The 22208-nt window shown below is 65.0% G+C and carries 17 protein-coding genes; 5 read left to right on the plus strand and 12 right to left on the minus strand.

From position 1 onward, the window contains the following. Positions 1-18: 18 nt before the first annotated feature. Complete coding sequence (gene mdlC / locus NLM15_RS15575; RefSeq protein ID WP_254117947.1) at positions 19-1626, plus strand: benzoylformate decarboxylase; 1608 nt, start codon at positions 19-21, stop codon at positions 1624-1626. Here the strand turns inward: mdlC and NLM15_RS15580 are convergent. From NLM15_RS15580 to NLM15_RS15590, 3 genes are all read right to left on the minus strand, one after another. Further along, the gene (locus NLM15_RS15580) at positions 1623-3152 is read right to left on the minus strand and encodes a hypothetical protein (protein WP_254117948.1); all 1530 of its coding nucleotides are present in this window, start codon (positions 3150-3152) and stop codon (positions 1623-1625) included. The genes mdlC and NLM15_RS15580 overlap by 4 nt on opposite strands. Positions 3153-3181: 29 nt before the next feature. After that, on the minus strand, positions 3182-4357 hold the full coding sequence (locus NLM15_RS15585) for a glycosyltransferase family 4 protein (protein WP_254117949.1): 1176 nt from the start codon (positions 4355-4357) through the stop codon (positions 3182-3184). Positions 4358-4588: 231 nt separating this feature from the next. Further along, entirely contained in the window at positions 4589-5935 is a 1347-nt protein-coding gene (locus tag NLM15_RS15590) for a lipopolysaccharide biosynthesis protein (protein ID WP_254117950.1), read from the minus strand. Positions 5936-6419: 484 nt separating this feature from the next. On the opposite strand from NLM15_RS15590, the gene NLM15_RS15595 reads away from it, so the two are divergent. Further along, the gene (locus NLM15_RS15595; protein ID WP_254117951.1) at positions 6420-7637 is read left to right on the plus strand and encodes an NAD(P)/FAD-dependent oxidoreductase; all 1218 of its coding nucleotides are present in this window, start codon (positions 6420-6422) and stop codon (positions 7635-7637) included. Between the two features lie 28 nt (positions 7638-7665). Here NLM15_RS15595 and NLM15_RS15600 read toward each other — a convergent pair whose 3' ends face one another. The 6 genes from NLM15_RS15600 to NLM15_RS15625 form a co-directional block, all read right to left on the minus strand. Continuing rightward, the gene (locus NLM15_RS15600; protein ID WP_254117952.1) at positions 7666-8802 is read right to left on the minus strand and encodes a GNAT family N-acetyltransferase; all 1137 of its coding nucleotides are present in this window, start codon (positions 8800-8802) and stop codon (positions 7666-7668) included. A 294-nt stretch (positions 8803-9096) separates the two neighbouring features. Next, a complete protein-coding gene (locus NLM15_RS15605) occupies positions 9097-10461 on the minus strand; it encodes a four-carbon acid sugar kinase family protein (RefSeq protein WP_254117953.1) in 1365 nt (454 codons plus the stop codon). Further along, positions 10458-11663, minus strand: a complete 1206-nt coding sequence (locus tag NLM15_RS15610) for a ribulose-bisphosphate carboxylase large subunit family protein (RefSeq protein ID WP_254117954.1) — start codon at positions 11661-11663, stop codon at positions 10458-10460. The genes NLM15_RS15605 and NLM15_RS15610 overlap by 4 nt, the downstream gene beginning before the upstream one ends. Before the next feature lie 15 nt (positions 11664-11678). Beyond that, positions 11679-12218: a VOC family protein gene (locus NLM15_RS15615; RefSeq protein ID WP_254117955.1), complete on the minus strand. Its 540-nt coding sequence runs from the start codon at positions 12216-12218 to the stop codon at positions 11679-11681. A gap of 19 nt (positions 12219-12237) precedes the next feature. After that, positions 12238-14127, minus strand: coding sequence for a TRAP transporter large permease subunit (locus NLM15_RS15620; protein WP_375166837.1), 1890 nt, complete (start codon positions 14125-14127; stop codon positions 12238-12240). Between the two features lie 26 nt (positions 14128-14153). Continuing rightward, complete coding sequence (locus NLM15_RS15625; protein WP_254117957.1) at positions 14154-15170, minus strand: TRAP transporter substrate-binding protein; 1017 nt, start codon at positions 15168-15170, stop codon at positions 14154-14156. Between the two features lie 136 nt (positions 15171-15306). On the opposite strand from NLM15_RS15625, the gene NLM15_RS15630 reads away from it, so the two are divergent. Continuing rightward, a complete protein-coding gene (locus NLM15_RS15630) occupies positions 15307-16362 on the plus strand; it encodes a LacI family DNA-binding transcriptional regulator (RefSeq protein WP_254117958.1) in 1056 nt (351 codons plus the stop codon). Between the two features lie 302 nt (positions 16363-16664). On the opposite strand, the gene NLM15_RS15635 is transcribed toward NLM15_RS15630, so the two are convergent. Next, a complete protein-coding gene (locus NLM15_RS15635; RefSeq protein WP_254117959.1) occupies positions 16665-17396 on the minus strand; it encodes a DUF3750 domain-containing protein in 732 nt (243 codons plus the stop codon). 121 nt (positions 17397-17517) lie between these two features. Here NLM15_RS15635 and NLM15_RS15640 point away from each other — a divergent pair, with 121 nt between their 5' ends. Continuing rightward, on the plus strand, positions 17518-17778 hold the full coding sequence (locus tag NLM15_RS15640) for a hypothetical protein (protein ID WP_254124248.1): 261 nt from the start codon (positions 17518-17520) through the stop codon (positions 17776-17778). 147 nt (positions 17779-17925) lie between these two features. On the opposite strand, the gene NLM15_RS15645 is transcribed toward NLM15_RS15640, so the two are convergent. Further along, positions 17926-18084: a hypothetical protein gene (locus tag NLM15_RS15645; protein WP_254117960.1), complete on the minus strand. Its 159-nt coding sequence runs from the start codon at positions 18082-18084 to the stop codon at positions 17926-17928. Here NLM15_RS15645 and NLM15_RS15650 point away from each other — a divergent pair. Then, positions 18083-21187: a DEAD/DEAH box helicase gene (locus NLM15_RS15650; RefSeq protein ID WP_254117961.1), complete on the plus strand. Its 3105-nt coding sequence runs from the start codon at positions 18083-18085 to the stop codon at positions 21185-21187. The two genes, NLM15_RS15645 and NLM15_RS15650, sit on opposite strands and share 2 nt — an antisense overlap. A gap of 32 nt (positions 21188-21219) precedes the next feature. Here the strand turns inward: NLM15_RS15650 and NLM15_RS15655 are convergent, their stop codons facing one another. Then, positions 21220-22194 carry a tripartite tricarboxylate transporter substrate-binding protein gene (locus NLM15_RS15655; RefSeq protein ID WP_254117962.1) on the minus strand — a complete coding sequence of 325 codons (975 nt, stop codon included), beginning with the start codon at positions 22192-22194 and terminating at the stop codon, positions 21220-21222. Between the last annotated feature and the right edge of the window lie 14 nt (positions 22195-22208).

Genomic DNA, 22208 nt, shown 5'->3' on the forward strand with positions numbered 1-22208 from the left:
ATTCAAGGACAGCGGCCAATGAACTCAAAGATCCTGACGGTTCGGGAAGCGACCCTCGGTGTGCTTCGCTCCTTCGGCGTCGATCGCGTCTTCGGCAATCCCGGCTCGACCGAGCTTGCCTTCCTGGGCGACTGGCCCGATGACATCGACTATGTGCTCGGTTTGCAGGAAGCCTGCGTCGTCGGCATGGCGGACGGCTATGCGCAGGCGACGGGGCGGCCGGCCTTCGTCAATCTGCACTCGGCGGCCGGGCTCGGTCATGCGCTCGGCAATCTCTTCACGGCGTTCCGCAACAAGACGCCGATGGTCGTGACGGCGGGGCAGCAGGCGCGCAGCCTGTTGCGGATGCGGCCCTATCTCTTCGCGGAGGATGCCGCACAGTTTCCAAAGCCCTATGTGAAATGGAGCGCGGAACCGGCGCGCGCCGAGGATGTCCCTGCGGCGATCGCGCAGGCTTTCCTCACCGCCATGCAGCATCCGCGCGGCCCGACATTCGTGTCGGTGCCGTCGGATGATTGGGCGCGGCCGGCCGTCGCTGCGCCGGTCCGCCACATCGCGACCGAGTTTGCACCGGATCCGGCGGCAATCGTTCGACTCGGCGCGGCGATTGGAGCGGCCAAAAGACCTGTTTTCGTTGTCGGGCCCGAGGTTGATCGCAACGGCAGCGTCGACGCCATGGTCGCGGTGGCTGAACGGGTGAGGGCAGCCGTCTGGGCAAGCCCGATGTCGAGCCGTTCGAGCTTTCCCGAATTGCATCCGCAATTCTCAGGCTTCCTTCCGGCCGCGCCGGCAGGGCTCGCCCGCGCGCTGCGCGGCGCCGACCTGATCGTCGTGGTCGGCGCGCCCGTGTTCACCTTCCATGTCGAAGGACAATGCGAGTTGCTCGACGACGGAACGCCGGTCTGGCAGATCACCGACGATCCGACCGAAGCCGCCTCCGCTTCTGTCGGCGACACCATCATCGGCACGCTCCCAAAAGCGCTGGCTGCGCTGCAGTCGGCGCTGCCTGACGTCGCGGAGCGCGAGGTGCCGGCCGCGCGCGCCCGGCCTGCGGCTCCTGCCGCGCAAAATCCGATTCCGCCGGCGTTTGCACTGAGCCGGTTGTCGGCGCTGATGCCGCGCGATGCGATCGTGGTCGAGGAGGCGCCGTCGCATCGTCCGGCCATTCAGCAATTCCTGCCGCGGCCGGGCGCGGACAGTTTCTATACGATGGCGAGCGGCGGGCTTGGTTACAGCCTGCCGGCCGCAATCGGCGTGGCCCTGGCACGGCCTGGCCGCCGTATCGTCGCGCTGATCGGGGACGGATCCGCGATGTACTGCATCCAGGCGATCTGGACCGCGGCGCAACGCGGTCTGCCGATCACCTTCGTGATCATGAACAATTCGGGCTACGGCGCGATGCGCGCCTTCAGCCAGCTCATGCAGGCGCACCGCCCGCCCGGAATCGATCTGCCCGGGCTCGACTTCGTTGCGCTCGCCAGGGGGATGGGGTGCCCGGGGCGGCGGGTCACCGACGCCGGCGATGTCGACCGCATCCTGAGCGAAGCGTTGGATTCACGCGGTCCTGCGCTGGTCGATATCGCAGTCGACGACGCCACGACGGACCTGTTCAGTCATCCGCGCTAGCACGCGGTGCGGGGGCTGGTTCGCGGGGACAAGACGACCGACGGCAGCCTGCTTGCGATGGCGCTGGTCTTGGGTTGAACACGCGATCCGTCGATCACCTCGAGCCGGCCGCAGCGGTTCAAGGTGTGCAGCTTTCTGCCGGACCATGCCGGTCCGGGCTTCAGGGAGTGGCGGACGACCTGCTTGAACGTCGTCGGAGACAGTTCGACCACCTCAGCGAGGCCGAGCGCAGCGCCATATCCGTTGGCGCAATCCTGCACCGGCCGCCACAATTTGCCATTGATGGTGACGAAATTCCCCGCCGGTCGCGTGGTCGCCCGATCGATCAGCACCGGGTTGCTGGCATGAGGCAACCAGGGGCCGAGCAGGTGCTCGGCGTAATAGATCGCCAGCGAATCCGAATAGCCGCCGGTTCCGTCTCGCCAGGCTCCGAACAAATAGTTCAGACCGTTGTGCCGCGCGATCGTCGCATCGGCGAGTTCGAGGCCTGACAGCAGCGTCGCGTGCCGCTCCCACTTGTCCGGAAAGCGAACGCATTTGTAGAGGGCGACGTCTCCATTGAGCGAGCTCTCCGGGATCATCCACAGCTCGCCATCGTCCTCGATCAGGAACGGATAGGACAGGTGCCAGGGCTCCTCCAGCACGGGCACGACGTCGCCGATCGGGCCGGCATCGCCGAACTCGACCGCCGAGATGATGCCTTTTCCAACCCGGTGATCGAGATCTTCGAAGAAGAGGAATGTGCGTCCCCGCCATGTGATCGGGAAGGGATCGGCGTAGAAGTGATTTCCGGGATCGCCGAGGACGTTCCAGTTGGGCCCGGAGAGATCGCCGGTCTGCCACACGCCCGCGCCATCATTGAAGCGCCATCCGACATGCCAATGCGGGGCATAGCAGCAGAGGCGGTAGATCTCCTTGGCGATCGATACGGCGAGGCCGCGCACAACATAGGCCGCCGGCTGCTTGCCGTTGCCGGTGCGGGCGGGACGCGCCAGCTGCGGCACGATGCGCGGCCGTCCCGACAGGATGGCTGCCACCATGGTCAGGGTTCGCGCCATGACCGTATCGAGCCCGCCGCTCAAGCCGGCTGCGGTTTCCGCGGACGGGTGGCCGCGATCGAGCACTGCGCCGTCGACCTCGTTGACAATCTCGATCACCGGCAGGTCGCCGGCGAGAACTGCAGCGAGTATGGCGTTTTCGCCTGCGGCACCATTAAACAACGGGCGGAGATACAGCTGGGCCGAACAGTTCGGATCGCGCGCGGCGCCCGTAAAATCGACGATCACGTCGGCGGTCCCGGCATGCGCCGATTCCGGGATGATCTTCAGCCTGTCGGCGCCGCTGGGTTTGCCCTTGTGCAGCACCACGCGCTCGAGCCCGAACAGTGCGTCGAGACCTGCGGGCCGCGGCTCCGTCGCTGCGGTCCATGCGATCTGGACCGGAACGTCGCGGCCGTCGATCGACAGCGTCTGGCGGTGCATCCACCGTCGCGCATAGTCACGTTCGCAGCGAAACTCGATGATCATGTCGAGCCACCTTATTCCGGCGCATCGGGTCAGATGACCTGGTTGAGGATTTGAACGTATTCCTCAACCATGGCATCGACCGAATAGCGCAACCTCAGGCCTTTGGCGTTCCGTTGCAGTTCGTCGCTCAGTGTCTGGTCGGTCAGGAGCCTAGAGACGGCCGCCGACAGCTTCGCCTGGTCTGAAGCATCGACAAAGAGGGCCGTGGGCTTTCCTTCGAAGGACAGCACCTCGCGCAGCACCGGAAGATCCGTGACGACGGAGGGAACGCCGGCGTTGGCTGCTTCGACGGCGGCGAGACCAAAGGTTTCGGCCTGCGTCGGAAACACGAAAATATCGAGACAGGCGAGAAAGTCCGCGATCTGCCGCGGGGCGATTTCGCCGAGCAGATGCAATCGGTCCGAAACCTTCAGCTCGTCAGCGAGCTGCCTCAGCCGCGCCTCGTCGGCGCCCTGGCCGGCGAGTGCAAGGTGCCAGGATGGCTCTTCGGGCAGGAGGCGTATCGCCGCGTCGAGCCGCTTGTGCGGGTGCAGCCTCGCCGCGCAGCCGAGCAGGACGCGGTCCGGCGGCAGGTCGAACTTCTGTCGTGCGGCGCTCTTCGGCAGGACGAGAGCCTTGTCTTCGAAGCCGTGCGGGACATGCACCATGCGCGCTCGATAGGCCCGGGGGTAGCCCGAATACTCGCGCTCCATGTCCTGCGAGTTGAGCGTGATGCGGTCGAAGAAGCCGAGGCTGCCCATGACGATGTCGGCCGTGCGGACCGGCCATCTCATCGACAGCGCGGATGACACCTGATTGGCGACGACAGGCGCGCGGGTGACGAGGCGCGATACGCCCGCGCCGATGACGTTGCCGAAATGCTGGAATGTCAGGACGGCGTCGGGCCTGGTGGTCCTGATATGACCGCCGAGCGTCCACAGCATCCGCAGCAGCGCCACTGGATTTCCCGGCCGGCTGGAGGCGCAGTAGAACGTCTCAGGCGGCTCGTCGAACGAGTCGGATTTGCGGAAAAAGAACAGGTTGGAGACGCGGTGGCCGCGGGCGGCCAGGCCGGCGCCGAGCAGCCTGGAGATTTCCTGCGCGCCCGCGTTCTCGGCCTGGGTTTGGACGAGAAGCACGTGCAGCTTTCGTCCGCTGCCGTCCGGGCGCACGAGTGCTGCCGCGGTGGTCTCGCCCAATTCCCTGTTCGGCTGGTAGTGCAGCACGGATCCCGACCCGCTAAAGAAACGAAATCTTCACCTTCTTGATCCCGTACCTAACATGCAGGCGTCGGGCAGACACCGACTAGAAACAAACGGAGTTAATGCGAGACCCGCGGATCAGCATCGTTCGCGCCGAATTCCGCGGGTTCCTGGAGGGTGCGCAGCGAGCGCGTTAACCAACAGGCACACGCGCAAAAGGCGCGGATGAGACCAGGCGGACAACGCGATTGACGCCTATTCGGCCGAGTCGGCGCCGCGGACCGCATAGCTGCCGCGCTTCCACGCCGAGAAACGCAAGAGCACGAGAACCGAAGGATCGACCCCGGTTCGCCGGCGGCACAAAATATTGAGCGCGATGGTCGTGAGCGCCAGCGACACGGTGGCCGCAATCGCAGCACCAAGCACGCCGAGCCAGGGGATCAGGACGAGGAAGCCGACCAGCCGCAGCGCGACGTTCGCGGCGACGACGGGGACATAGATGCGTTCATGGCCGGTCAGCTGGAGGATCGCCGCCGATGGGCCGCCCGCGGCCTGGATGGCCGTTCCGATCGCCAGCACGATCAGGACCGAGTGCTGCGCGGTGAAATGAGGGCCGAACAGGTTGAGAAGATAGGGGCCGCCGATCCAGATCAGGGCGAGCCCGGCGACCACGCTCAGCGCGGTCACTTCCGCCATGAGCTGCAATGTCCGCTCGAATTCCCGGTGGTTCTTGCTGAAGTACAGCGCAGGAAGCCGGCGCGCCGCGAACGTGTAGAGCGCCGCGGACAGCATCGCAAAGATGTTGGCGAGGCGCGAGGCGGCAAAGTAGATCCCGGCGGTCGTCGGATCCAGCATCCAGTAGACCAGAATGACGTCGAAATACTGGTTCGCGACTTCGAGGATGGAGGCGAGCCAGAAATGAAGCGCGCTCGAGCGCCAGCGCGACGTTTCGGAGCGCGCCGCCGTCGCGCGCAGATCCGGCAGCGCCCGCGCAATCGCAATGACCTGCGCGATCAGGCCCACCGACATCGCAATCGTCATTGCGGCGATCAACTCGGCGGGGTCGAGCTGCCGGTGACCGAACAACATCGCAAGCAGAAACAGGACGACGATGACCCGCCAGAAGAACTCGCGATTGCCTTCGCCCATGAGAATGCTGACCAGCGAGCGTGCGATCTGGCTGCCGAGCATCAGTCCGGCGCTCACGGCCGTGTAGGCCGAGACCGCGAGGATTAGCAGCCACCGATCGCCCCTGAAGTGAGCGACCAGCGCGACCGCTGCGATCGCGATCAGCATCGCGACGGAGCTGATCTTGAAGCTTGAGAGGAGGACACCTTTGGTGAGGTCCGGCCTGTCGTCGACCTGATACTCGTTCAGGAATCGAACCAGCAGCGCTTCCTGGCCGACCAGTCCCACGACTGCTGCGATCTGGGCAACCGAAAGCCAGGTCGCAAAGATGCCGAATCCATCGGGCGACATCGTCCGAGCCGCCAGCGAGAACAACGCAAACGCGAGCGCGCCGCTGCCAACCTTCAGAAGGATGGTCCCGACGACACCGCGCGTGACGTCACGCCGCAGAAGCTGAACAATGGAATCGATCATCGACGATACGGGGCGTCCCCCGAAGATACGCGTTGCAATGGCGGCGGGAGCCTAGCATGCCGGAAAATCGCGAGTGTTAATGCGCGGTCTCGGGATTGCGTCGTCCATGGTCGACGAAGGTCGTACGCCGCTGCTTCACGGCGGAACAGCTGCGTCCCTGATGTCCCGGATTGAGCAAACGTCGGCTCGACCGAAAAGCGGCGTGATGTCCGGTCGGCACGCGATAAGAGGCGGAGCCAGCCGGCTGGCGGCTGTTCGAGCATCGGAATGGCTCCTCAGGAATGAATTTGAACTGTCGATCTGACGAGAGAGCTGAATTTCGTGATCATTCCTGAGCAAGGCGCGTGCCGGGATGTCGTCCGGCCAATCAAGGCTCCCGTCATTAACCTCAATCGCCGGAATTGATCGCGTTTGGCCCTGCGATACGACATCAGGCGAGGGAATTGCACATGGAACCACCGTTAACCGTGGGAGCCCAGAAACCATGACGACGGATAGAACCGTGACCGAGCCGATCGATACCGCCGGGACTGCGGCTGTAGACATCGCGATCGTCGGCGGAGGCCTTGCGGGATCGCTTGCTGCAGCCGTGCTTGCGCGGGCAGGGCATCGCGTCGCGCTCGTCGACAAACGCGCGGTGCATCCGGACGAATTCCGTGTCGAGAAGCTCGGCGGCCAGCAGCTGGAGATGTTCCGCAAGCTGGGCTTCCTCCATGCGCTCGAGAACGTCGCCTGCCGGTATGACCGGGTGCTCAATATCCGGGAAGGCAAGGTGGTCGATGTCAGCGTCGGCCAGTCTTACGGATTTTCCTACGCCAATCTCGTTGCCATGGCGCGCGGCCAGCTGCCGGACCCCTCCAGTCTGATCGTCGACGACGTCACGGCAATCAGCCCCAGCGACGATATCCAGCATATCGAGCTTGCCTCCGGACGGCGCCTCGACGCGCGCCTTGTCGTTCTCGCCACCGGCATGGCGGGCGCTCTTAGCTACAAGCTCGGCATCAAGCGGCGCGTGTTGGCCGAGCGTCACTCGGTGTCGTTCGGCTTCACGATCGCCCGCAAGGACGGCGTGCCGTTCGATTTCGAGGCGTTGACCTGCTACGGCGAGCGCACGGCTGACGGTATCGACTATCTCAGCCTGTTTCCCGTGCATGCGGGCATGCGGGCAAACCTCTTCATGTTCCGCGACCCGACCGATCCGATCATGCGCGAGCTGCGCCGCGAACCGGAGGCGACGGTGTTGCGCCTGCTGCCGGGATTGCGGCCCTACCTCGGCGACTTCGAGGTGACCGACAAGGTGCAGAACTGGGTGATGGACCTGACCGTGGTGGAAGGGCATCTGCAACCCGGAATCGTGCTCATCGGCGATGCGTTCCAAACCAACTGTCCTGCGGCCGGCACGGGCGTCGCCCGCCTGCTGGTGGACGTCGATCGTCTCTGCACCGAGCACGCGCCGCGCTGGCTTGCGACTGCGGGCATGGGCACGGAGAAGATCGCGCAGTTCTATTCCGATCCCGACAAGCTCGCGGCAGACCAGCGCTCGCTGAAAATGGCGCGATTCCGTCAGGCCCTGACCTCGCGCAACGATATCGGATGGGACGTGCGGCGCCGCCTGCACTTCCTGCGGCGCAGTCTCACGCATCGCCTCGATCAGATGCATCCCGGCTGGCTCGGGCGCGTCCGCGGCGCGCTGCGCGCCTGAATTCTGCGTCCCATCGCCTGCGCATCGATCAGCGCGTAGGCGTCGGAGTGCGCGCGGGCAGCAGCCTGAAATCCGAGAGCCGCTTGACCGCCTGCTTGAGCCAGGGGGCCTGCTTCAGTGCGAACAGGCTGACGGCGCCCGCAGTGCTGCCGGCCTGCGTCACCATCCACATCGGCGACGGCTGTCCGCCGAACAGTTTCTTGTACGGTTCGTCGCCAATGGTGAAGTCGAGCATGCGATCGCCGCGCTCGATGCAGTCCTTTGCGACCTGCTCGAACATCAGCGAGCCCAGGGACTGGCTCTTGTATCCGGCAATGTCGAAGGCGCTCATGATGACGAGGAAGCTGCCGCGATGGCTGAGGCCCAGCACGGCCGCGATCACGTTGCCGTCCATCTTCGTGGCATAGAGCCGGACAAACGACCCGAGACCGCGCATCGCCACGTCGGAATAGAAGCCGTAATATTCGGGGCGCTGGAGCAGATCGCCATCGCCTTGGGCCTGAAACCGCGGGCCGCGATATTGCTTCATCGCGTCCATCGCCTCGGAGATGGAGGCGCTGTCGTCGCAGCAGAAGAAGCTCAATGCTCCCTTCTTCTGGAGCTGACGAGATTTCTTGGCGAGCTCCTTCTGATAGGAGCGATCCAGCGCGCTGGCACGCCATTGCTCGAACGGGGCGACGAGAACGGTCGCGTAGGCGTTCGTATCCATCGACACCCGGCGCGGCGCGCCCAGGAGGCTTTCGATCGGAAGCCGTCCGTCGGGCAGCTTGGTCATGCGGAGCAGATCGAACGGACGGACGAGGCGCCGGATCTCGCCGCAGGCGCCTTCGTCCTCCAGCAGGCTGGAAAACACCTCGGGGCTACAGACCGGCGCAAGATAGTCGGATACGCGCAGATCGGCGAATTCGATGGTGCGGATCGGGCCGCGCCGGATCCGGAGCAGGGGCAGCACCATCGCCAGCGCACCGCTCGCGCGGTGGCGGACCACGACGACCAGCGGCCTGGCGCCGGCATGGGAGGCGAGCTTGGCGTAGAGACTATCCAGCCAGAGCGGGTGCTGAAACGCAGTCGCGGCAGAGCTGTCGAACAGCTCCGCGTATTCCGGAGACAGAAAGTCGAAATCCTGCTCGATGGCGATATCGAATGTGTCGCTTGGCTTGTTCATGCGTGACCAGGGAAACCAGATAACCCGGAAAAAGTCGGCCGAGCCGGATCTCGCGCTTTTATAGCAGGGTCGTGACGGCCAACGCACCGGCTGGGTGCAATTTGCATTAACGCGATTGAAGCAGATTTGTATCGTTACCGAATTGTTAAACCCGGCGATCGTTCGGTCCCGGGGCCCCAATCCGCGCTTTCTAATGATTAACGCGGATCGGGCTCGGGGACGATAACGCAAGCTTGATCCGGATCGAGCCTGCGGGCGCGAGACCGGCTGTTGGCCTTTGCGAGGCTGCTTGTGTTATCCGCCGTCTCGCGCACGGCAGAACAGATCAACGCCGCCCACCTGTCCGCCCTTCAGCGCGATCTCGATGTTCGCATGCGCGCGATCCGAGGACGCGCGGTTGAGCGGCGCGCCTTCCGCGAGGGGAGCTATCGTCGTCAGCGCGTAGATGCCCATCGCCTGCAACGCATGGCCGGATGTGTCGCCGCCCGCGACCACGGCGCGCGGGAGCCGCGCGGTGTCCAGAATGGCGTCCAGTGCCTGGCCGAGCCCGGCGCCGATGCGCTCGTTCACTTCGCCTGCGGTTGCGCCGCTCGCCTTGATGGCCGCGTTGAGGGCATCGATCGCGGGATCGTCGGGGCCGCTTGCGGTGACCAGCAATGTATCGCGTCCCGACGAAAGCGCGGCGAGCGCACGCTCGACGGCACGGCCGATTTCCTGAGCCCATTCCGCCGCGTCGACGGCGCGCGTCGCATCGAGCCGCTCGACATCGAAGCCGTTGTTCGCGGCATAAGCGATCTGCGCGGCGGTGACGGGTGAGCAGGAGCCAGAGACGCAAGCAATGCGTTCGACGCCTGCAAGACGTAGATCGCACTTGCTGTCGGGGATCAGGCCTGTTGAACGCCAATAGGCGACCAGGGCCTGCTCGACTCCTTGAGAGCCCGCGACAAACAGCCGTTCGCCGCGATGTTCCCAGATCAGGCGGCCGGCTTCGATCAGCGAAGGCTGGTCGAGCACGTCGAGCGAGATGATCTCGGTGCCGGCGGCCTTCGCGCGCGCGAGCGCCTGATCTGCACCGCCATTGCCCATGGTGACGAAGTCGATCAGCCCGATCGATCGTGCGGTCTGCTTTGCGAGATGCCGGCCGAGATCGGATTCGTCCATCGGCGTCACCGGATGACGCGACATGGTCGGGTGCCGGTCGAGGCGACGGCCGACGCCGTTCACGGTCGCGAACAAATGGCCGAACATCTGATAGCGGCCCATGGCCGGCGATCCCACGAGGAGCGGATGCCAGCTGCCACCGAGCCGCGGCACGGCGAGATCGATCGCACGCCCGATCGAGCCGATATGCGGCGCGGAGTCGAAGGTCGAGCACACCTTGTAATGCACGATCGGCGCGCCGATGCCGGCGAGCACGTCGAAGGCCGGCGGAAGGTGTTGCTCCATCCAGGCAGGATCCTTCGCGCGTGCCGTTCCGGCAATGCCGATGCCACGGAAGTGGCTGGCGGACGCGAGGCGTTCGGGCGTCGGAGGCTCGAGGAACAGGATGGTCGGCAGGCCCGCGAAGGTGAGGGCCTCCATCGCCGCGGACGAGCCGGTGTAATCGTCGCCGTAGAAGGCAACGAGTGGACCGTCGGGCAGGGCGGAGGCACCGCTCATGGCGTGCCCGCGATCGCCGCATCCCATGCCGCGCGCAGATCGGCGACGCCTGCGGCTGGTCCATCGGGATGGGCCAGGATGCCGCCGCCGGCCGCGAAGATGAGGTCGGTCGAGCCGAGCGCGCGCCAGGTAGGCAGGGCCTGTGCCGGCGTCTGGCCCGAGGAGAACACTGGCATCGCGATGCATGGCTTGTGCGCGAACATCGGCGTCAGCGCGGCCTTGGCGGAGGTGACCACGCTGTCATCGGTCTCGCTGAACTTGTTGCCGATGCCGTTGACATGCATGTGGTCGGCGCCGGCCAGCCGCCAGATCTTCTGCCACGCCGTGTAGTCCCAGCCGAGCGCGGGATGACGGTTGAGCGCGCCCCAGCCATTGCGATGCGCATGAACAGGAAGCTGCGTGTGGCGGCCGAGCTCGACCATGCCCGCGAGGCCGACCGAGTTGATGCTCGCCATCACGCAGGTGCCGCCTTCGGCCTGCACCAAATCATGGCGGCGGCGCATCTGGTCGATCTCGCCGGTCAGGTTGAAGGCGATCATGACTTTCTTGCCGGCTCGATCGGCGTGGTCGTTGACGACGCGCATCACCGCGCGCACGCGTTCGTCGAACGGACAATAGGCGCCGTCCGATTGCAGCTCGTCATCCTTGATGAAGTCGATGCCGGCCTCGCACAGCGTGGCGACCAGATTGGCCGTCTCGGCGGGGCTGAGCCCGATGCTCGGCTTGATGATGGTGCCGATCAGCGGACGTCCGCTGACACCGGTCAGCTCGCGCGTCCCGGCAACGCCGAATTTCGGTCCGGGATAGGCGGACGCGAATGCAAGCGGTAGCCGCAGGTCGAGCAGCCGCAGGCCGGTCAGCTGGCGCAATTCCCAGAGATTGCCGGCGATCGCCGTGACCAGATTGGGCAGCGATGCGCCGATATTGTCGAGCGGCCACGACAAGGTGACGCGCGCGCGCTGCCACGGACCGTCAGGGTTGATCGGACGAGCGACCGGGAGTGACGGCACCGTTACTGGGTCGAGCAGCTCGAGGCTCTCGACCCGTGCGGCCGCACGTGCCTTCAGCTCCGGCGTCTCGCCGGGCACGGCGACGAACGTTCCGCTCGACTGCTCGCCCGCCATCGTTTCCGCGGCATGCCGCGGATCATCAGGCGTTTCGATCAGATAGTCGGCTTCGATGCGAACAGGATTTGCCGTCACGGGATCACAGGCAATCTAGAGCTTGGTGAGATCGGGGAAGGGACGCACGGGGTCGCGTCCGTCCCAGTCCTTGGCGGCTGCGCGGATCAGGTCGAACATCTTGCCCTTGGGCCCCGCGACTTCAGACAACTCGATCACCGTTCCCGGATGATATTCCGTATCGAAATAGACAAAACGCCCGCGCGCGCCGACTTCGCCGCTCATGACCGGCTTGAAACCCTCGGCCTCGAGGCGGGAGAGATCGGCGTCGTAATCTTCGGTCCAATAGGCGACGTGTTGCAAGCCCTTGTTTCCCGCTTTCAGGAAATCGGCGTACATCGACGGCACGTCGTTGCGGATCTGGATCAGCTCCATCTGCAACGGCCCAGAATTCGCCAGCGCCACCGAATTGTGCGGCTCATAGGCCTTGCCGCGATAATGGTAGTTCACGATCGGAACGCGGGGATTATAGAACCACGGCCCGATGCCGAGCTCGCGGCTCCAATAGTCCATCGCCTTTTCGATGTCGTCAACGACGTAACCGGCTTGCCGGATCTCGCCAAAAAAACGGCTCATTGCATGATTCCCATTGTCTTCAGAATTTGAGGAAGCCGATCGACAGCCACGGAACGGCTGCGACGATGGCGAGGCCGATAAAGAGCGCGGCGACATAGCCCCAGATGTGCTTGAGGCCTTCGTCCGGCGATATCTTGCTGATGGCGCAGGCGCCGTAATAGCCGACGCCGAAAGGCGGTGCGAACAGGCCGATGCCCATCGCCAGGATCACGACCATCGCATAGTGCACTTCATGCACGCCGGCCTGCTTGGCGATCGGAAACAGCAACGGGCCGAACAGCACGATGGCCGGAATGCCTTCGAGCACGCTGCCGAGCACGACGAAAGCAACGATGGAAATCGCGAGGAAGCCGTAGGAGCCGCCCGGGATCGCTGCCATCGCCTTCGCCAGTTGCTGCGAGAAGCCGGATTGCGTCAGGCCCCAGGCCATCGCAGTGGCGCAGCCGATGATGAAGATGATCGCGCCCGTCAGGGACGCCGTCTCGACCAGCATGGCTTTCAGCCGCCGCCAGGGAAACTGGCGGTAGACCAGAAGGCCCATCAGCACCGCGTAGGCGATGCCGATGGTCGAAACCTCCGTGGCGGTGGCAACACCTTCGACCACCGCCGTGCGGATCACGAAGGGCAGCAGGATGGCGGGCAGGGCGACCATCATGAGTTTTGCGATCTCGCGCTTCGAGGCGCGCCGCACGTGGCTCAGATCCTCGTGCCGGTAGCGATACCAGACGACCACGCAGAGCGCCGTGCCGACGACCAGGGCCGGCAGCAGCCCGCCCGTGAATAGCGCGGCAATCGAGACACCCGTCACGGAGCCGATGGTGATCAGCACGATGCTCGGCGGAATGGTCTCGGTCTGCGCGCCGGTGGCCGACAGCAGCGCGACGAGATCGCCGGGCTTGGCGCCGCGCCGCTGCATCTCCGGCAGCAGCACCGGGGCGATCGCGGCCATGTCGGCGATCTTCGAGCCGGAGATTCCGGAGACCAGGTACATGGCGCCGATCAGCACATAGGATAGCCCGCCCCTGACATGACCGAGCAGGCTCGCCAGGAACTGGATCATCGCCCGCGCCATGCCGGTCATCTCGATCAGTGCGCCCAGGAAAATGAACAACGGCACCGCGAGCAGGATCAAATGCGACATGCCTTCATCGAGACGGCCGACCATCACCATCATCGGAACGCTCGTGGTCAGCGCCAGGTAGCCAAAGGTCGCGAGCGCAAAGGAGAAGGCAATCGGCACGCCGGCGAACACGTTGGCCGCGACGACGCCGACGAAGAAGATGATGAGGTTGTAGCGTCCGAGCGGGGCGAGAAGCGGTCCGGCAAGCCAGAATGCGGCAATCAGGATCGCGGCGGTGATGAAAGCCGCGGCGATCAGCGCGGGGCGGTGATGCGTCGCGAGCCGGATCGCGGCGACGACGGCCATCAACGTCATCCCGACGGGAATTGCGGCTGCGCGCCAGGCATTGCTGATCTCCAGCGCCGGGGTGACGATGATCTGCTCCTCGCTTGCGTAGTCGAAGGCGGGATGCAGGATCAGCGCCAGCAAGGCCAGCGGCGCCACGGCTGCGATCGTGTCGAGAAAGGCGCGCGCGCCCGGGCCGACATGGCTGACGAGCCCGGTCATGCGCATGTGCTCGCCCCGGCGCAGCGCGATCACCGCGCCCAGCATCGAGAGCCAGAGAAACAGGATCGAGGCCAGTTCGTCCGACCAGATCAGCGGGTTGTGGAAGACGTAGCGCATGACGACGCCGGCGAGCATGATGCCGATCTCGGCCAGCACGAGGCCGGCCGCGACGGTCTCGACCACCGCACCGAGCCAGCGGTCGACCGTGCGGAAGGCGCTCGCGAACTCGCGCGAGCCCGCGTCGGACGCAGGGGGGGCGGCGGCCTCCAGATAATCCGTCATCTGATGCTCTGCGATCGTCATCGCGCTCAGGCCAGCTTGCCGACGGCGCCTTCGAGCAGCGCCCAGGTCTCGTCGCTGAAGCGGCCCTTCCATTCGCCGTAGAAGCCACCATCGCGCAGCTTTGCGCGGAACGAGTCGGGCGAAGGCTTGGTGAAGTTCATGCCCTTGCTCTGGAGATCGGCCTGCACCGTCGCATTGAACGCCTTGATGTCCTCACGCTGCTTCACGCCGGCGTCGTTGATGGCGTTGCTGACGATGGTCCTGAGATCGGCGGGAAGGGCGTTGTAGGCGCGGGCGTTGGCGATGAACCAGAAGCCGTCCCAGATGTGGTTGCTGATGGCGCAGTATTTCTGCACCTCGTAGAGCTTCGCCACCTGGATGATCGGCAGCGGATTTTCCTGCGCGTCCACAATGCGGGTCTGCAGCGACGAATAGACCTCGCTGAATTGCAGGCTGGTCGGCGAGGACGACAGCGCCTTGAACATGGAGATGCTGAGCGGGCTCACGGGCACGCGGATCTTGAGCCCGTCCATGTCCTTGGCGCTCTCGATCGGCTTGGCGCCGCTGGTGATCTGGCGGAAGCCGTTGTCCCACATCTTCTCGAAGGTATGGAGGCCGACCTTGGCCATGGCGGCACGGACATGCGCGCCAAGCCCGCCGTCCATCGCTTTCCAGACCTGATCGTAATCGGCGAAGGCAAAGCCAACCGCGTTGATCGCGGCGACGGGCACCAGGGTCGCGACCACGAGCGCGGAGGGCGTGAAGAAGTTCAGCGCGCCGCTGCGCACCTGGGCGAGCATGTCGGTGTCGCCGCCGAGCTGGTTGTTCGGGAAGATGACGATCTCGACCCGGCCATTGCTTTCCTTGGCGATGCGGTCGGCGGCTTCCTGGGCGCGGATGTTGAGGGGATGCGTCAGCGGCAGGTTGTTGCCGTATTTCAGCGAAAATTCAGCCGCCCGGGCCGGGCGGGAGAGGCCGCCGATCAGACCCGCCGCGGGAAGGGCGGACAGGGCTTGCAGGGCGCGCCGGCGGGTCAGGGGCATGGGCTTCTCCTCCAATGACGATTTGATGTTATTTGATGTTTCTGAGACAATGTTGATGCGAAAATTGCGGCTCCGCGCTACGGTGTCAAACGATAATGATGATGGTTTTTGATGTATCTGACGTTTGGTCGTTGAGATGGACAAACCGGTCACCCCTTCGCTGAGCCGCATCGTCGACGTGGCGCGCCGGGCCGGCGTCTCCACGGCGACCGTCGACCGCGTTCTGAATCGCAGGCCCGGTGTGCGGGCGATGACGCAGCAGCGCGTGCTCGCCGCGGCGTCCGAGCTCGACTACATGCCGGCCGAGAATCTCCTGGCGGCGATGCGGCCCAAGCCGATGCGGCTGCTCTTCCTGCTGCCTGCGGGCACCAACCGCTTCCTGTCCACGCTGGGGCAGTTGATCGCGCATTCCGACGGCCGGCTCGCTCCTTTCAACGTCCATTGCCAGGTCGACACCATCAAGAGCTTCAATCCCGATCTGCTGGCGCGCCAGCTCTGGCGCTCCCGCGACAAGGCGGACGGCATCGCCTTCATGGCGCTCGAGCATCCGGTCGTGAGGGAAACCGTCGACAGGCTGGCGGAGCATGGCGTGCCGACGGTGACGCTGATCTCGGATATCCTGAACGCGCGCCGCGCGGCCTATATCGGACTGGACAATCGCTCGATCGGGCGCACCGCGGGCTATCTGATCGCGCGCTTTCTGGGCGAGCGTGCGGCCAAGGTCGCGATGATCGCGGGCAGCCGCAGCTATCGCGCGCATGAAGAGCGCGAAATGGGCTTCCTGCACGTCTTCGAAGAACTGTTCCCTTCGATCAAGGTCGTGGGTCTGCGCGAAGGCCATGATGATGCCGACCGCAACTACCGCCAGACGCGCATGCTGCTCAGCCAGCATCCCGATCTTGCCGGAATCTACAACATCGGCGGCGCCGCCGACGGTGTCGCCCGCGCCCTGAAGGAAGCGAACCGGGAGCGCGACGTGGTCTTCATCGGTCATGGCTTGACCTCGGACACGCGCAGCTTCCTGCTCGATGGCACCATGGATGCCGTCATCACCCAAAGTCAGCTCAACACGATGATGAGCTGTGTCGGGATCTTCGACAACCTGCGCGCGGGCCGCAGCGCCATGCACGGCATCGAGGCACCGCGCAGCGAGATCATCTTTCGCGAGAACATTCCGGCGCTGGGGAGCTAGCTGCGCATCAGCCAGTCATGATCGCTCCGGGATCAGGTCGGCTGGCATGACCGCCATGATGCAATTCTGCCAGTGTTTTGCCCGACGAGTCAAAACGAGCGGAGCCTGAGGAAGTCAGGCGCGTTGGACGGCCGAAATTGCGTCGCCGAGGGAGGGGACTCGCGCTCTGCGCCTGCCGAGCGATTTAGCTAAACGTCAGATCGACTTAAGCCGCGCCACCGCCAGCAACCGGCGAGGGGCGGTTCTACTGTGCATGGGGTTGTTTTCCAGATTTTTGTTGGGCGAGGCTCTTGCCGGCCGCTCTACAGGCCGGCCGCAACGCCGAGGCGGCCGATGCCGGGGAGCTTGAGCGCCGGCCGACGGATGTCGATGCCCAGCACCGCGCCGAGGAAATTGATCTCGATCCCTTCGACCCAGCCGATCGTCATGCCGAGGTACCCCGACAGCGAGGCGTAGAGGCCGGTGCCCGAAGGCGTGATGCCGGCCCAGCGTCCGCTGTACGGATAGTCCTTGCCGACCGCGGTCGGAGGAAGGACGGCACGAAGCTCGGGCACGGCGTCCAGCGCCGCCTGCACGAAGGTGTTGGAATTCGGCCCCGGCCAGGCGCTGTAATCGCCATAGGCGCGGAACTTGTAGGTCTCGATGACGTTGCGGATTTTTGGGATCAGCTCTTCAGCCGTGGCGCCGTCGACCGCCACGACTGTCTCGGGCATGGCGCCGAACCAGCGGCCGTCGGGCGCAAATCCGTTGCTGCGGATCGGGTCGCCCCACGCCGTGTAGTCGTATCGGCTATAGGTGCCGGCACCTTTCTCCTTGACGACGATCCAGGTGTGGACGGCGAAAATGCTGCGCCACCGCACCGTGCGCGCGGCAAAGACCCGGATCAGCGCCTCCGGATTGGCGGACGCCGGCGGCAGCAGGCCGGCACTCGAGCGATCCGCCGTCTGCCAATTGCCGCGGCCGTCGCCAAAGACATAATAGCGCCCGGCCGACAGCCCGATCGGCACGAGGATCAGCAGCAGAAAGAGATACAAAAACTTCCTCAAGGGCGTGCGTGGTCAGGCGGGAGGATACTGTGAATATAGTTCGCCCCGCAGGCCGCGCCAGCGCGCGTCCGCTCTTGTATTTGGCGGGGGCACCCCCATGTTCCCGTTTATGATGAAGCTCTCCCTCATCGAAGACCAGGCCATCCAGGCGCGAATCGCGTTCATCGCGGGCGCCGAGACGTTCGATCGCATCTTCGCCGGCATCCGATTCGACGAAGTCGACGGCAATCTGCTGTTCGCGATTGCCAGGGATGAAGATTGCGCGGCCGAGATCGAGGATGAGTTCTCGCATCACCTCGCAGTGGTGGCGACGCAGGTCCTCGGGCAGAGCGTCGACGTGGTCGTGGTGCTGCCGAAGGTCCTGCAATAGGCCTTAATTTGGGCGTGCACGCCGGTCGTTTGGGCCTGTGTCCCTGCTTTTCAACGCAATCGCAAAATTGTAATGACGTCCTTGGGCGCCTAGGCCCGATTTGCGTTATCGACCGAGCTCTACGGGAGGGCTCGTCGATGCGCGCCTCTATTTGCGAAACAAAGTTGGATACACATTGGCGCCCACCAGGAAAGCCCGGGCCACGACCGGCGCGAAAAAGACAAAGAGCAAGAGCTCGAAAAGCAAGAGCGTAAAAAGCAAGAGCTCATCGCGTTCCACGGTCTCGTCCTCATCGCCGCTCGGCATGCTTGCGCTGCATCTGCGCGAGCAGTGGGAGAAGTCGGGCCGCGACGGCCTTGTCTTCCTCTGCGACGACGAGAACAGGGCGGAGCGGCTGGGCGGCGTGATCCACGCACTCGACCCGTCGGTCGATGTGCTGGTGTTCCCGCGGCTGAACAATCTGCCGTTCGATGGGCTTGAGCCGTCGCGCGAGATCGCTGGGCGACGCAGCTCGGTGCTCCGGCGGCTTGCCAGGACGAAGAAGCCGGTCTTCCTCGTGTCGACAGCAGAAGCCATCATGGAGCGGCTGCCGCTGCCGGCGAGCTGGTCGAAGACCAGCCTCAGCCTGAAGGTGGGCGGAGCCTTTTCGGAAGCCGAACTGGAGGGCCGTCTGGAAGCGCTCGGCTACGACCTCGACGAAGAGGCGGAATATCCCGGCGGCGTCCTGTTCCACGGCAAGACGTTCGAGGTGTTCCCCGCCGGCGCACTCAGTCCCTTCAGGATCGAGCATTCCGATGGGACTATCCGCAAAATCGTCGCCGTCGATCCGATCGAGCATGAGGTCGTGTTCGAAACGAAGGAATTGCTGATCGATCCGATGTCCGAACAGATTGCGCTCGGGGGCAAACGCGGGCAGCGGGCGACCCTGCCGGACTATTGCGATCGTGCGCGGTGGATTGTGGATGCCGGCGTGCTCGGCCATGCCGACAGCTGGCTGGGCACCATCGAGGAGGCGGCCGGCCGCAGGGATGCCGAGCGCGAGTATCTCGGCAGGGACGAGTGGAAGCGGCTGAAGAAGCGCATGAGCGTGTTGCCGCAGAAATCGGCCTTTACGCAGACACCGGATTTCTCCAAGGCCGCTTCGCCAAGAAAGATCCTGCGCGCATTTATTGACGATATGCAACGCGCCGGATCGCGGCTGTTGTTCGTCGCGGCCATCGAGGACGACCTCCGCGCGATGGAGCGGATGAGCGGCATCAAGGCGGAGCGCTGCGCCGATTGGAGCGAGGCAACGGAGGGACGGGATCGCGAGACGGCGTTCCTGGCCGACTTCGATGCCGGCTTCGTCGGAACGGGCCGCAAGCCTCTGGTCATCGTGACCGCGTCCGACGTGCTCGGCAGCAGGGCCCATCATCCGCAGCCGATGGCGCGGAGCTGGACCGCCGCGTTCGATCATCCTGATGTCCCGGAGCGCGGCGCGGCCGTGGTTCATTTGCAGCGTGGGCTCGCTTTGCTCGACGGCTTGCAGACCTTCGCCATGGGGAAGGGGGTGCGGCGCGAGATGGTCAGGCTGGCGTTCGCCGGCGACAACGCCGTTCTCGTGCCTCCGGCCGATCTTGCCTTGATATGGCCGTATGCGGCCGAGCCCGGCAAGCTGGCGCGCGACAAGGCGGACGGCAGCACGTGGTGGGCGCGGCGAACCGAGGCCGAGGCTGAAATTCAAACCGCCGCCAAGGCGCTCGCAAAACACATCAGCCAGCGCCACCGCCGCCGCGCACCCAAGCTGGTCGCGCCGGGTCCGCTCTATGAAAGGTTCGTCGCGCGGTTTCCGTATTTCACGACGGTAGACCAGGCCAAGGCCATCCAGGACGTGCTCGATGATCTCGGGGCAGGTCATCCGATGGATAGAGTCGTCTGCGGCGATGTGGGGTTTGGCAAGACCGAGGTAGCGCTGCGCGCGGCCGCCGCCGTGGCACTATCCGGAAAACAGGTTGCGATCGCGGTGCCGACAACCGTGCTGGCGCGGCAGCATGTCGAAACCTTCCGCAAACGCTTCGGACCTCTCGGGATCGAAGTCGGAAGCCTGTCGCGGGCCACCTCGGGTCCGGAGACGCGAGAGACCAAAGAGGGCTTGCGAAGCGGCCGGATGAAGGTCGTGGTCGGCACGCAGGCGCTTTCTGCAAAGGACGTGAAGTTCGCCGATCTCGGCCTCGTCATCATCGACGAGGAACAGCATTTCGGGGCGGCAGAGAAGGCGAAGCTTTCAGGCTTGGCAAAGAATGCCCATACGCTCTGGATGAGCGCGACGCCGATCCCGCGCACGCTCGCGGCGGGGCTTGCGGGCTTCCGCGATCTCAGCGTGATCGCAACGCCGCCGGTTCACCGGCTTCCGATCGTGACCAAGATCGCGCCGCTTTCGGATGCGGCCATCGCCGGCGCATTGCTGCGCGAGCGGCGGCGGCACGGCCAGAGTTTCCTGATCTGCCCGCGCATCCAGGATCTGGAGCCGATGCTGGCGCGCGTGCAGGCACTCGCTCCCGATCTTCGTATCGTTTGTCTCCACGGCAAGATGCCGGTCGACGAGCTCGACGACCGCATGATGAGCTTCGTCGACGGCGAGGCGGATGTCCTGCTGGCGACCAACATCGTGGAAAGCGGTCTCGACATTCCGCGCGCGAACACCATCGTCGTGTGCTGGCCCGAAAAATTCGGCCTCGCTCAGCTCCATCAGCTCAGGGGGCGGGTGGGACGCGGCGGAACGCGCGCCTTCGCCTATCTCCTGACGGAGTCGGCCTCGGCGCAGTCCGAGAAGCGTCTGGCCGTGCTTGAGGAGTTCAGCAAGCCCGGCGCCGGCTTCGCCATCAGCGAGCGCGACCTGGATCTTAGGGGCGCTGGCGATCTGTTCTCCGAGCAGCAATCGGGGCACGTGCAGGTGTTCGGCCCGGTGCTCTACAGTCATCTGCTGAAGCTCGCCTCGGAACGGATCAACGATTCCGGCGCCTTCCTGTGGGTGCCCGATCTGAACCTGCCGGTCGGCGACATGCTGCCCGAAGGCTACGTGCAATCGGACGCGGTGCGGCTCGAGATCTATGGCCGCGCCGCCAGATGCCGGAGCGACGACGATCTGGAAGATCTGGAGGAGGAGACCTCGCGGCGTTTCGGCAAGCTCCCGCCGGAGGCGCGCGATTTCTTCGCAGCCGCCAGACTCAGGATCGATTGCAAGCGGCGCGGCATCGTCAGGCTCGATGTCGGGCCGGAGGCTGCCGCCGCGACATTCCTCCCCGGCCGCCTGCGGAAATCCAAGGCGCGATCATTGCAACGCGACGGCGATCGCGTCGTCTACGCCGCCCGCGGCCACGATGACCCGTTTGACCGGATCGAGGAGTTTTTTGAGCTGCTGGACGAATGACAGCCAAACTCGCTACGCCTTGGTGCCGACCTCTATTGCGGCTCGATTCCGGCCGCTTTGATAATCCGCCCCCACTTGCCGATCTCAGCCTTCAGGAAGGCTTCGAGGGCTTCCGGGGTCGCGCGCTCGGCTTCGACCGGAGCCATGCTGAGCTCGGCGAAGCGGCTGATCAGGGCGGGATCCTTTAGCGCCGTCTGCAGCGCACCGACGAGCTGGTCGACAACCGGCTTCGGCGTGCCGCGCGGCGCGTAGAGGCCGTACCAGGTCGTGACATCGAATGCGGGAACGCCGGCCTCGGCCGAGGTCGGCACATTGGGTAGCGTCGCCACGCGCTTCTTGCTGGTGATCGCGTAGCCCTTGATCGTGTTCGACTGGATGTAGGGCGTCGGCCCGGTCGCGGGATCGCAGTAGACATCGATATGGCCGGCGATGACGTCGTTCAGCGCTGGCCCGCCGCCCTTGTAGTAGATCGGGGTGAGCTTGGTGTCGGTCGCGCTCATGAACATCAGGCCGCAGAGCTGCGAGGCCGAGCCGAGACCGACGTTGCCAAAAGTCATCTTGTCGCCCTCGCCGCGGATGCGCGCGATCATCTCGCCGAGATCCTTGGCCGGAAAATTCGGCCGCGCCACGAGGATCATCGGAACGTCCGTCACGAGCCCGATCATGGCGAAGTCGCCGACGGGGTCGAACGGCAGCTTGGCGTAGAGCGCGGGCGCTGTGGCCTGGCCGACATGCATCAGGAGGAGGGTGTAGCCATCAGGCGCGGCCTTGGCGACGCGGTTGGTGCCGAGCGTGCCGCCGGCACCGACCACATTCTCGATGACGATGGACTGCTTCAGCGTCGCGCTCATGGCGTTGCCGAGAATGCGCGCGATGACGTCGCCGGGACCACCGGCGGAGAAGGGCACGATCAGCGTGACCGGGCGGGCAGGGTAGTCGTCTGCGAGAGCCGCCCCACAGGGCGAGAGCAGGAGACACAGGATCAGCGATCGTACGAGAGACAACATCGAACACTCCCTGA

Source organism: Bradyrhizobium sp. CCGB20 (assembly GCF_024199855.1).
Lineage (GTDB): Bacteria > Pseudomonadota > Alphaproteobacteria > Rhizobiales > Xanthobacteraceae > Bradyrhizobium.

Coding starts and splice junctions, on each gene's coding strand:
- NLM15_RS15630 (WP_254117958.1), top strand. CDS start 15,307: ATGGACAAACCGGTCACCCCTTCGCTGAGCCGCATCGTCGACGTGGCG.
- NLM15_RS15645 (WP_254117960.1), bottom strand. CDS start 18,084: ATGCCGAGCGGCGATGAGGACGAGACCGTGGAACGCGATGAGCTCTTG.
- NLM15_RS15595 (WP_254117951.1), top strand. CDS start 6,420: ATGACGACGGATAGAACCGTGACCGAGCCGATCGATACCGCCGGGACT.
- NLM15_RS15620 (WP_375166837.1), bottom strand. CDS start 14,127: ATGACGGATTATCTGGAGGCCGCCGCCCCCCCTGCGTCCGACGCGGGC.
- NLM15_RS15640 (WP_254124248.1), top strand. CDS start 17,518: ATGATGAAGCTCTCCCTCATCGAAGACCAGGCCATCCAGGCGCGAATC.
- NLM15_RS15625 (WP_254117957.1), bottom strand. CDS start 15,170: ATGCCCCTGACCCGCCGGCGCGCCCTGCAAGCCCTGTCCGCCCTTCCC.
- NLM15_RS15590 (WP_254117950.1), bottom strand. CDS start 5,935: ATGATCGATTCCATTGTTCAGCTTCTGCGGCGTGACGTCACGCGCGGT.
- NLM15_RS15650 (WP_254117961.1), top strand. CDS start 18,083: ATGCTTGCGCTGCATCTGCGCGAGCAGTGGGAGAAGTCGGGCCGCGAC.
- NLM15_RS15600 (WP_254117952.1), bottom strand. CDS start 8,802: ATGAACAAGCCAAGCGACACATTCGATATCGCCATCGAGCAGGATTTC.
- NLM15_RS15605 (WP_254117953.1), bottom strand. CDS start 10,461: ATGAGCGGTGCCTCCGCCCTGCCCGACGGTCCACTCGTTGCCTTCTAC.
- mdlC (WP_254117947.1), top strand. CDS start 19: ATGAACTCAAAGATCCTGACGGTTCGGGAAGCGACCCTCGGTGTGCTT.
- NLM15_RS15580 (WP_254117948.1), bottom strand. CDS start 3,152: ATGATCATCGAGTTTCGCTGCGAACGTGACTATGCGCGACGGTGGATG.
- NLM15_RS15655 (WP_254117962.1), bottom strand. CDS start 22,194: ATGTTGTCTCTCGTACGATCGCTGATCCTGTGTCTCCTGCTCTCGCCC.
- NLM15_RS15615 (WP_254117955.1), bottom strand. CDS start 12,218: ATGAGCCGTTTTTTTGGCGAGATCCGGCAAGCCGGTTACGTCGTTGAC.